Source organism: Streptomyces fuscichromogenes (assembly GCF_014645815.1).
Classification (GTDB): Bacteria; Actinomycetota; Actinomycetes; order Streptomycetales; family Streptomycetaceae; genus Streptomyces; species Streptomyces fuscichromogenes.
In genome coordinates this window covers 62,656-72,811 of record NZ_BMML01000039.1, presented here as the reverse complement: position 1 = coordinate 72,811, position 10,156 = coordinate 62,656, and the positions used below count along the sequence as shown (strand labels likewise).

Annotated in this window: 11 protein-coding genes and 1 rRNA gene; 10 read left to right on the top strand and 2 right to left on the bottom strand. The window is 71.9% G+C overall.

The window, feature by feature from the left end; all coding sequences use genetic code 11:
* The first annotated feature begins 146 nt into the window (after positions 1-146).
* From rrf to IEZ11_RS46185, 3 genes are all read left to right on the top strand, one after another.
* A 5S ribosomal RNA gene (rrf, locus tag IEZ11_RS46195) occupies positions 147-263 on the top strand.
* 165 nt (positions 264-428) lie between these two features.
* Positions 429-1,352, top strand: a complete 924-nt coding sequence (locus IEZ11_RS46190; RefSeq protein WP_189269099.1) for a hypothetical protein — start codon at positions 429-431, stop codon at positions 1,350-1,352.
* Complete coding sequence (locus tag IEZ11_RS46185; RefSeq protein ID WP_373295067.1) at positions 1,235-2,086, top strand: tetratricopeptide repeat protein; 852 nt, start codon at positions 1,235-1,237, stop codon at positions 2,084-2,086. Before IEZ11_RS46190 ends, IEZ11_RS46185 begins: the two co-directional genes overlap by 118 nt.
* Positions 2,087-2,183: 97 nt before the next feature.
* Here the strand turns inward: IEZ11_RS46185 and IEZ11_RS46180 are convergent, their stop codons facing one another.
* Positions 2,184-3,467 (bottom strand): DUF1015 family protein, encoded by a 1,284-nt coding sequence (locus IEZ11_RS46180; protein ID WP_189269092.1) that lies wholly within the window; start codon positions 3,465-3,467, stop codon positions 2,184-2,186.
* An 84-nt stretch (positions 3,468-3,551) separates the two neighbouring features.
* Here IEZ11_RS46180 and IEZ11_RS46175 point away from each other — a divergent pair, with 84 nt between their 5' ends.
* From IEZ11_RS46175 to IEZ11_RS46160, 4 genes are all read left to right on the top strand, one after another.
* Positions 3,552-4,580: an HAD hydrolase-like protein gene (locus IEZ11_RS46175; protein ID WP_189269091.1), complete on the top strand. Its 1,029-nt coding sequence runs from the start codon at positions 3,552-3,554 to the stop codon at positions 4,578-4,580.
* Positions 4,581-4,735: 155 nt separating this feature from the next.
* A complete protein-coding gene (locus IEZ11_RS46170; RefSeq protein ID WP_189269090.1) occupies positions 4,736-5,779 on the top strand; it encodes a FecCD family ABC transporter permease in 1,044 nt (347 codons plus the stop codon).
* A gap of 8 nt (positions 5,780-5,787) precedes the next feature.
* A complete protein-coding gene (locus IEZ11_RS46165; RefSeq protein ID WP_189269089.1) occupies positions 5,788-6,825 on the top strand; it encodes a FecCD family ABC transporter permease in 1,038 nt (345 codons plus the stop codon).
* A 26-nt stretch (positions 6,826-6,851) separates the two neighbouring features.
* Entirely contained in the window at positions 6,852-7,694 is an 843-nt protein-coding gene (locus IEZ11_RS46160) for an ABC transporter ATP-binding protein (protein WP_189269088.1), read from the top strand.
* Here IEZ11_RS46160 and IEZ11_RS46155 read toward each other — a convergent pair.
* Positions 7,678-8,025, bottom strand: a complete 348-nt coding sequence (locus tag IEZ11_RS46155) for an SCP2 sterol-binding domain-containing protein (protein WP_189269087.1) — start codon at positions 8,023-8,025, stop codon at positions 7,678-7,680. The genes IEZ11_RS46160 and IEZ11_RS46155 overlap by 17 nt on opposite strands.
* Before the next feature lie 42 nt (positions 8,026-8,067).
* Here IEZ11_RS46155 and IEZ11_RS46150 point away from each other — a divergent pair, with 42 nt between their 5' ends.
* From IEZ11_RS46150 to IEZ11_RS46140, 3 genes are read left to right on the top strand one after another with little or no spacing between them, the layout of a single operon-like run.
* Positions 8,068-8,409, top strand: coding sequence for a hypothetical protein (locus IEZ11_RS46150; protein ID WP_189269086.1), 342 nt, complete (start codon positions 8,068-8,070; stop codon positions 8,407-8,409).
* Positions 8,410-8,416: 7 nt separating this feature from the next.
* Complete coding sequence (locus IEZ11_RS46145) at positions 8,417-9,232, top strand: TlyA family RNA methyltransferase (RefSeq protein WP_189269085.1); 816 nt, start codon at positions 8,417-8,419, stop codon at positions 9,230-9,232.
* On the top strand, positions 9,229-10,134 hold the full coding sequence (locus IEZ11_RS46140; protein ID WP_189269084.1) for an NAD kinase: 906 nt from the start codon (positions 9,229-9,231) through the stop codon (positions 10,132-10,134). Before IEZ11_RS46145 ends, IEZ11_RS46140 begins: the two co-directional genes overlap by 4 nt.
* Positions 10,135-10,156: the final 22 nt, after the last annotated feature.

Sequence of the window (10,156 nt, the reverse complement as noted above, 5' to 3'; positions counted from 1 at the left end):
TGGGTGGAGGTGACCGGTACTAATAGGCCGAGGGCTTGTCCTCAGTTGCTCGCGTCCACTGTGTTAGTTCTGAGGCAACGACTGTTGCCGGCTAGAGCTGAACACACAATTAAAGAGTGTGCTTGTTCGCTCGAAACCATTAGGGTTTCGGTGGTCATAGCGTGAGGGAAACGCCCGGTTACATTCCGAACCCGGAAGCTAAGCCTTACAGCGCCGATGGTACTGCAGGGGGGACCCTGTGGGAGAGTAGGACACCGCCGAACAATCTTTGGAGGACCCCTGGTCCCAGCGTTCAGCTGGGACCAGGGGTCCTTTTGTTTTTACAATGCTTGCGGTACCGAAGACAGGAGTCACCATGTCCACCAACTCTCCCGACGACCGACCGGAGCGCGACCAGCGGCAACGGGAAAGCGGTGACCGCGGCGAGCGTGGCGGACACCGTGGCGACCGCAACGACCGTGGAGATCGTGGCGGTTACGGCCGTCGCGATGACAACCGTGGCGGTGGCGGCGGCGGTTACGGCCGTCGTGACGACAACCGTGGCGGTGGTGGCGGCGGCTATGGCCGACGTGATGACCGGCGTGATGACAACCGCGGTGGTGGTGGCGGCTTCCGTCGTGACGACAACCGTGGTGGCGGTAGCGGTGGCGGTGGTTACGGCCGGCGTGACGACAGTCGTGGTTCGCGTCCGGGGTTCCAGCGTGACGATCGTGGCGGTGACCGGGGTGGTTACGGGCGTCGTGACGACCGCGATCGCGGTCCCCGTCGTGATGACCGTGGGGACCGTCCGGCTTTCCGCCGTGACGACCGGCGCGACGACCGGCGAGATGACCGTCGTGACGATCGTGGGGACCGTCCCGCTTTCCGGCGCGACGACCGCCGTGACGACCGGCGGGATGATCGCCGTGACGACCGTGGGGAGCGTCCCGCCTACCGTCGCGACGATCGCGATGACCGCGGTGGCTTCCGTCGTGACGACAACCGTGGTGGCGGTGGCGGTGGCGGTGGCGGTGGTTACGGCCGGCGTGACGACAGCCGCGGCGGGTTCCGGGGTCGCGACGACCGCCGTGACGACCGTGGCCCCCGCCGCGACGACACCCGCGGTGGCGGCGGTTACGGTCGCCGGGACGACAACCGGGGCGGTGGCTACCGTGGCCGCGACGACCGGCGCGACGACCGGCGTGGCGGCGACCGCTTCCGTGACGACCGGGACCGTGACCGGGACCGGGAGCCGATCAAGCGGCTGCCGATCGCGGAGGACGTCACCGGCGAGGAGATCGACAAGGACGTACGGCAGGAGCTGCAGAGCCTGCCCAAGACGCTCGCGGAGGACGTCGCCAAGAACCTGGTGATGGTCGCCCGGCTCATCGACGAGGACCCCGAGGGTGCCTACGGCTACTCCAGGGTGGCCCTGCGGCTGGCGTCCCGTGTCGCCGCCGTACGCGAAGCGGCCGGGTTCGCTGCGTACGCGAACCAGAAGTACTCCGAGGCGCTCGCCGAGTTCCGGGCCGCGCGGCGTATGACCGGCAACGTGGACCTGTGGCCGGTGATGGCCGACTGCGAGCGTGGGCTCGGCCGCCCGGAGAAGGCGCTGGACATGGCCGGCGCCCCCGACGTGCACAAGCTCGACAAGGCCGGCCAGGTCGAGATGCGGCTCGTCGCCGCCGGTGCCCGGCGTGACATGGGGCAGCTGGACGCGGCGATCGTGACGTTGCAGAGCCCCGAGCTGGCCTCCAACTCCGTACAGCCGTGGACCGCGCGGCTGCGGTACGCCTACGCGGACGCCCTGCTCGCCGCCGGGCGTGTCGACGAGGCCCGGGAGTGGTTCGCCAAGGCCGTCGAGGCCGACCGCGACGGCAGCACCGACGCCTCCGACCGACTGGCCGAGCTGGACGGGGTGGAGTTCGTGGACGCTCTGGATGACGAGGAGGCCGAGGAGATCTCCGCGGAGTCCGGGTCCGAGTCCGAGCCGAAGCCTGAGTCGAAGTCCGAGTCGAAGTCCGAGCCCGAGGTCGCGGCCGCGGCCGGCGTCGAGGCTGACGTCCAGGCGGAGGACGAGGACGAGGCCGAGGCCGAGCAGGACTGAGCTCGGTGACCGTGTGACGGCGTGAGCGACTGACTGACTGGCAGAGGGCAGGCCCGACCGGGCCTGCCCTCTCTCGTTCGGACGTTTTCAGACGCCTTCACACATCGAACGCCCGCAGCACCAGGCCCGAGGCCGGCTTCGGGCCGAAGGACGTCGACTTGCGGGGCATCGTCACGCCCTGGAGGGCCAGGTCGCGGACGACCTCCTCACGGACCGGGTGCATGAGGACGGCCGTACCGCCGTCGCGCTCGGCCTTGGCGACCGTCGCCGCCGTGTCGTGGATGTACGCGATGTGCGCCGGTGAGTCCTCGGGGATGCGCCAGACGTGGTCGAGGAGCGTGGCGTGCAGGACGGTGGCGTCCAGGGTGCGCCAGGCGGCCGGCCGGTCGTCGGGGATCGTGCGGGCCAGGAGGTCCGGGTCCGGGCGGTCGATGAGATGGAACGCTCCGTCGCCGGCCAGCAGGAACGCGTTGCCCGCGCAGGCCGCGTCCGCCAGCGCGTCCTGCGCCGCCGGCAGGGGGGCGTCGAGCCGTCGTACCCGGAACAGGCCCTTGACGTGCTCCAGGGCCTCCGCCACCGGCAGACCGTGCAGCAACCGGTGGATGGCGCGGACCCGCAGCGGGTAGCGGGCGGTGTCGACGAGGAGGACCAGGCCGTAGTCCCAGGGGCTGGGCGAGCTGTGCTCCGCGCGTAGACGCAAGTAGGTGGCCCAGCGGTGGTGGCCGTCGGCGATCAGGGCCTGGCGATGGGCCAGGTCGGACTGGACGAGGTTCACCTCGGTGGGGTCGGTGATCGCCCAGAGGCGGTGGTGGAAGCCGTCCTCCGTGGTGGTGGAGAGGAGCGGGAGGCGTTGGGCCACCGTTTCGACGAAGGCGGCGGCCGTGCCGTTGCCCCGGTACGTGAGCAGGAGGGGTTCGAGGTTCGCCGAGGTGGCGCGCATCAGGGCCGCGCGGTCGGCGACGACCGGGGGCATGACCTCCTCGTGCGGCAGCACCACGCCCTCGGAGGGCTCGGAGACCCGCAGGGCGCCGATCACCCCGCGCTGGAGCAGGCCCTTTCCGTCGTGCTGTTCGTAGACGTACAGGGCCGGTTCGGGATCCGTGGCGAGGATGCCCTCGGCCTGCCAGCGGTGCAGGGTGTCGGCCGCCTGTTCGGTACTGGCGCTGGGGGTACCGGCCTGCGGAAGGATGAGTCGGACGATGTTGTGCGGGTCGGCGGACTGGAGGTGGTGTACGCCGTCGGGGCGCACGACGACGTCGTACGGCGGGGAGGTGACGGCGGCCAGACTGCCGACCCGGTCCGGGTCGTAGCGAAGGCCTCGGAACGGGTTGAGTTCCAGGCCTCGGCGCTCCGTTGCTTCCGAGTGACCTGCAAGGTTCATCCCGGCATCGTACGTGTGTCAGTGGCGTGCGGGATGATCGATGCTGCAAGGCGGGTCGACGAGGAGTGACGAGGAGCGATGGGGATGAGCCAGGGCGTCAGGACTGGTCCCGACGGCAGCGGACAGGCGCTGAGCACGGCGTACGACACGGCGCTGCTCGATCTGGACGGGGTGGTGTACGCGGGCGGCAGTGCGATCGCGCACGCCGTGGAGTCGCTGGAGGTCGCCCGCGCGGGCGGGATGCATCTGGCGTACGTCACCAACAACGCGCTGCGGACACCGGACGCGGTGGCCGAGCATCTCACCGAGCTGGGGATCCCGACGGGCGCCGGTGACGTCATCACCTCGGCGCAGGCGGTGGCGCGGCTGATCAGCGAGCAGGTGCCGGCCGGGGCGCGGGTGCTGGTGATCGGAGGGGAGGGGCTGCGGGTCGCGCTGCGGGAGCGCGGGCTGGAGCCGGTGGAGTCGGCGGACGACGATCCGGCGGCCGTGGTGCAGGGGTTCGGCGGCCCGGATCTGCCGTGGGGGCGGTTTGCGGAGGCGTCGTACGCCGTGGCGCGCGGTGTGCCGTGGTTCGCGTCCAACACCGATCTGACGATCCCGAGCGGACGCGGGATCGCGCCGGGCAACGGCGCGGCGGTGGAGGTGGTCCGGATCGCGACGGGCGCCGAGCCGCAGGTGGCGGGCAAGCCGCTGCCGCCGATGCACCGGGAGACGATCCTGCGGACGGGCGCGAAGCGGCCGTTGGTGGTCGGGGACCGGCTGGACACCGACATCGAGGGCGCGTTCAACGGTGCGGTCGACTCGCTGCTCGTGCTGACCGGTGTCACCGACGGGCGTCAGCTGCTCGCCGCGCCGCCGCAGCACCGGCCGACGTATGTCGACGCCGATCTGCGCGGGCTGCTCACCGGGCAGCCGGAGGTCACGGCGGACGGCGACGGCTTCCGGTGCGGTGGCTGGACGGCGACGGCGGGTGCCGACCGGCTGGAGCTGGAGGGGGACGGCGAGGCGCTCGACGGTCTGCGGGCGTTGTGCGCGGCGGCCTGGACGGCGGCCGGTGAGGGCTCCTGCGAGCTGGACGGCGGCAAGGCGCTGGCGCGGCTGGGGCTCTGAGAGCCGGTGTTCGAGGGGGACTTGGCCGCGCTGCCCAAGGGACTCTCGGGGGAGCCGCAGGGAGCCGAAGGCGGCCGAGAGGGGCCGGAAGGGCGGAGAGGTGTCTCCAGGGGCGCGGCATCGAGGTCAAGGCGAGGGTAGGCTAACCTAACCTCGTGTTGGTCGACAGTCCCCCCGAACAGCGCGCGGAGACCGCCCCCGCGCCCCCGAGCCGTCGGACGATACGGGCCCTCGGGCTCCTCGTCTCCGTCGTGATCCTGCTGCTCGTCGCTCTGGCGAGCATCGCGATCGGGGCGAAAGCGCTGCCGTTGGCCCAGGTCTGGCACGGTCTGTTCCACGACACCGGGACGTACGGTGACGTCGTCGTCGGCGCGCGGCTGTCGCGGACCGTCCTCGGCCTGCTGGCCGGTGCCGCCCTGGGCCTGTCCGGGGCGGTGCTCCAGGCGCTCACCCGCAACCCGCTCGCCGACCCCGGCCTGCTCGGCATCAACGCGGGCGCGTCGGCCGCGGTGGTCACCGCCATCACCTACTTCGGCGTCAGCACCCTGAACGGCTATGTGTGGTTCGCGTTCCTCGGCGCGGCCGTGGTGGGCGCGCTGGTGTGGTTCCTGGGCGGCAGCCGGGGCGCCACCCCGGTGCGGCTCGCACTGGCCGGTACGGCGATCAGCGCCGCGCTCTACGGGTACCTCCAGGCCGTGATGATCACGGACGACGCGGCGCTCAACAAGTTGCGTTTCTGGACGGTGGGTTCGCTGGCCTCGGCCTCCTACTCGACGATCCTCCAGGTGCTGCCGTTCCTCGCGGCCGGCACCCTGCTCGCCCTGGGCCTCGCCCGGCCGCTGAACGCGGTGGCGATGGGCGACGACACCGCCCGCGCCCTCGGCGCGAACCTCACCCGCACCCGGGGCCTGGCCATGCTCGCCGCCACCGTGCTCTGCGGCGCGGCCACCGCCGCCTGCGGCCCGATCGCCTTCGTCGGCCTGATGGTCCCGCACGTCGTGCGTTCGTTCACCGGCCCCGACCTGCGCTGGATCCTGCCCTACGCGACGATCCTGTCGCCCGTGCTGCTGCTCGGCGCCGATGTCGTCGGGCGGGTCGTGGCCCGCCCCGCGGAGCTCCAGGTCGGCATCGTCACCGCGGTCATCGGCGGCCCGGTCTTCATCCTTCTGGTGCGACGGCGCAGGACGGCCCAGCTGTGAGGACCGCTGTGAAGAACACACGTACTCTGCGCACCCCCGGCGGACTCTCCCTGCGGGCCGACGTGCGCGCGCTGGTCGTGGTCGGCGCGCTGCTGCTGGCCGCGGCCGCCGCGAGTGTCGTGCTGATCGGTACCGGGGACTTCCCGATCTCCTTCGCGGACGTGCTCAGGACCCTGGCCGGGAACGGCACCGCCGGGCAGGACTTCATCGTCAACGAGCTGCGGCTGCCGCGGGTTCTGGTCGGTCTGCTGGTCGGCGCCTCGCTCGGGCTCGGCGGCGCGCTGTTCCAGGCGATCTCCCGCAACCCGCTGGGCAGCCCGGACGTCCTCGGTCTCTCGCAGGGCGCCACCTCCGGCGCGCTCGTCGTCATCGTGCTGCTGTCCGGGACGGCCGCCCAGGTCACCGTCGGCGCGCTGGTCGGTGGCCTGCTGACCGGGCTCGCCATCTACCTGCTCGCCTGGAGGCAGGGCGTGCACGGCTACCGGCTGGTCCTGGTCGGCATCGGCGTCTCCGCGTTCGTCACCGCGGTCAACGGCTACCTGCTCACCAAGGCCGACCTGGTCGACGCGACCCGCGCGGTCGTCTGGATGACCGGCTCCCTCGACGGCCGGGACTGGAGCCAGGTCTGGCCGCTGCTCGCGCTGTGCGCGGTCCTCGTCCCGCTGGTCCTGGCCCATGCGCGCGGCCTGAGGACGATGGAGATGGGCGACGACGTGGCGAACGCCCTCGGGGTGCGGGTGGAACGGGTGCGGCTGCTGCTGATGGTGGCCGCCGTCCTGCTGACCGCGGCCGCCACCGCCGCCGCGGGCCCGGTCAGCTTCGTGGCGCTCACCGCACCCCAGCTCGCCCGCCGCCTCACCCGCTCGCCCGGCCCCAACCTGCTGCCCTCCCTCTGCATGGGCGCCGCCCTGCTGGTCACCGCCGACTGGGCCTCGCAGCGCGCCTTCGGGGCCGATCAACTGCCCGTCGGAGTGGTCACCGGCGTCCTCGGCGGGGTCTACCTGCTCTGGCTGCTCGTCACCGAGCGCCGGGCGGGCCGGATATGACACCGGAACCGGCAGACGCTCCGGACATGAGCGCGAACCCCGAGTCAGACAGCAAGAGGAGCACCGTGAACCGCCTGTCCGCCGAGAACGTCACCCTCGCCTACGACCAGCGCGTCATCGCCGAGCAGCTGTCGGTGGAGATCCCCGACAACTCCTTCACGGTGATCGTCGGCCCCAACGCCTGCGGCAAGTCGACGCTGCTGCGGGCGCTGTCCCGGATGCTCAGGCCCAGTCAGGGCCGGGTGCTGCTCGACGGCCAGGTCATCCAGTCGATGCCGGCGAAGAAGGTCGCCCGTACCCTCGGCCTGCTCCCGCAGTCGTCCATCGCGCCCGACGGCATCACCGTCGGCGACCTGGTCGGCCGCGGCCGCTACCCGCACCAGGGCATCCTGCGCCAGTGGTCCGTCGAGGACGAGCGGGTCGTCCAGGAGTCGATGGCCCGCACGGGCGTCGCCGAACTCGCCGACCGGTACGTCGACGAACTCTCCGGCGGCCAGCGGCAGCGTGTCTGGATCGCCATGGCGCTCGCCCAGCAGACCCCGCTGCTGCTCCTGGACGAGCCGACCACCTACCTGGACATCCAGCACCAGATCGACGTCCTCGACCTGTGCGCCGAACTCCACGAGGAGCAGGGCCGGACGCTGGTCGCCGTGCTGCACGACCTCAACCACGCGGCCCGGTACGCCACCCACCTGATCGCGCTCAGGAGCGGCCGGGTCGTCGCCGAGGGCGCCCCGAACGACATCGTCACCGCCGGGCTGGTGGAAGAGGTCTTCGGGCTGCGCTGTCAGGTCATCGAGGACCCGGAGACGGGGACCCCGCTGGTGGTGCCGGCGGCCCGCAGGGCGAAGCTCACAACAGCTTCCTGAGCCGGAACAGGTCCAGCAGGTTCGCCTCCAGTCTCACCCGGCCCGAACCCCAGGCCCCGGCGAAGTTCAGTTCGCCGTCGACCAGGGCCACCAGGTCGTCGCCGGCCATGGCGAGTCTGATCTGCGCCTTCTCCCGAGGCGGGCCGGGGAAGGTCTCCTCGACGTCGATCCGGCCGCCGGTGAGCCGGCCGGCGAAGGTGACGTCCAGGTCGGTGATGTGGCAGCTCACCGTGCGGTCCATGGCGGCGGCCGCGCGGACGTCGCCCTCGGCACCGCCCATGTTGTGCGAGAGCTTGTCGAGTGCGGCGCGGCACTCCTCGGTCGTGGCCATCGCGATCGACGGTACCCCAGCGGTTCGAGGTAGCGTCGGGGCATGACCGACTCTGTGCCCGAGGGCCTGGTGGCGGCCCCGGTGACGGAGGCCGAGGAAGCGGCCGTCGTCGAACCCGAGTACGACCCCGCCGCCCCCGCCCCGCTGAACGTCCCCCGCACCCCCACCGGCGACGCCGAGGTCGACGACCGGCTCGACCGGCTGGCCGACGCCGACCACCTCGCCACGGACGGACATCTGGAGGTGTACGAGGATGTACACCGGGGGTTGCGCGACGCGCTGACCGCGCTCGACGTCCGCCCGGCACCTCCGGGTCCCCCGGCGCCGGCACCGCCGTACGGCAACCGGCCGCCCGCACCGTCGTACCACCAGAGCAGGAGCTGAACCCACCGTGGCAGGAGTCGCACGTCGCCGTCTGGACGCGGAGCTGGTCCGCCGGAAGCTGGCGCGCTCGCGCGAGCACGCCAGCCAGCTGATCGCCGCCGGGCGGGTCAGCGTCGGCAAGACCCTCGCGACCAAGCCGGCCACCCAGGTGGAGACCGCCGCCGCCATCGTCGTACAGGTCGACGACGGCGATCCCGACTACGTGTCGCGGGGCGGCCACAAGCTCGCGGGCGCGCTGGCCGCGTTCGTGCCGCAGGGGCTGGCGGTCGAGGGGCGGCGGGCGCTGGACGCCGGCGCGTCGACCGGGGGCTTCACCGATGTGCTGCTGCGCGCGGGGGCCGCGCATGTGGTCGCCGTCGACGTCGGATACGGACAACTCGCCTGGTCTCTGCAGAGCGATGAACGCGTCACCGTCAAGGACCGTACGAACGTACGCGAGTTGACGCTTGAAGCGATCGATGGGGAGCCTGTGGATCTTGTCGTGGGTGATCTGTCCTTCATCCCGCTCGGGCTGGTGCTGCCGGCTCTGGCGCGGTGTGTGAAGCCGGACGCCGACCTGGTGATGATGGTCAAGCCGCAGTTCGAGGTGGGCAAGGAGAGGCTGGGCAGCGGAGGAGTCGTACGGAGTCCGCAGCTGCGGGCGGAGGCCGTGCGGGGGGTTGCCGAGAAGGCGTGGGAGCAGGGGCTCGGGGTGAAGGGTGTCACCGCCAGTCCGCTGCCCGGGCCGTCCGGCAATGTCGAGTACTTTCTGTGGCTGCGGGCCGGCGCACCCCAGTTGGATCCGGCCGACGTTGACCGTGCAGTGGCGGAGGGGCCGCGTTGACACAGAACCGAGCTCGTACTGTTTTCCTGCTGGCCCACACCGGGCGGCCCGCGGCCATCCGCAGCGCCGAGCTGGTGGTGAAGGGGCTGCTGGCGGCCGGGGTCGGCGTACGGGTCCTGGATTTCGAGGCCGCGGACCTGCCGCTGCCCGACGAGGTCGAACTCGTCGAGGAGGCCTCGCCGCACAGCCTCGACGGCTGCGAGCTGCTGATCGTCCTCGGCGGTGACGGGACGCTGTTGCGCGGCGCCGAGTTCGCGCGCGCGTCCGGGGTGCCGATGCTCGGCGTCAACCTCGGGAGTGTCGGGTTCCTCGCGGAGGCCGAGCGCGACGACCTCGACAAGGTCGTGGACCGGGTGGTGAGCCGGGCGTACGAGGTCGAGGAGCGGATGACCGTCGACGTCGTCGTGCACCGCAACGGGGACATCGTGCACACCGACTGGGCGCTGAACGAGGCGGCGGTGCAGAAGGCCGGCGCCGAGAAGCTGCTGGAAGTGGTGCTGGAGATCGACGGGCGGCCGGTGACGGGCTTCGGCTGCGACGGCATCGTGCTGTCGACGCCGACCGGGTCCACCGCCTATGCCTTCTCCGCCGGCGGCCCCGTGGTGTGGCCGGAGGTGGAGGCGCTGCTGATGGTGCCGATCTCCGCGCACGCGCTGTTCGCGAAGCCGTTGGTGACGTCGCCGGACTCGGTGCTGGCGGTGGAGGTGCTGCCGCACATCCAGCCCGGGGTGCTGTGGTGCGACGGGCGCCGGACCGTCGAGCTGCCGCCGGGGGCGCGGGTCGAGGTGCGGCGCGGGGCGGTGCCGGTGCGGCTGGCCCGGCTGCATCACGCGTCGTTCACGGACCGGCTGGTCGCGAAGTTCGCGCTGCCGGTGTCCGGATGGCGGGGGGCGCCGCACTAGCGGTTCGGGGGGCCGGGGAGCT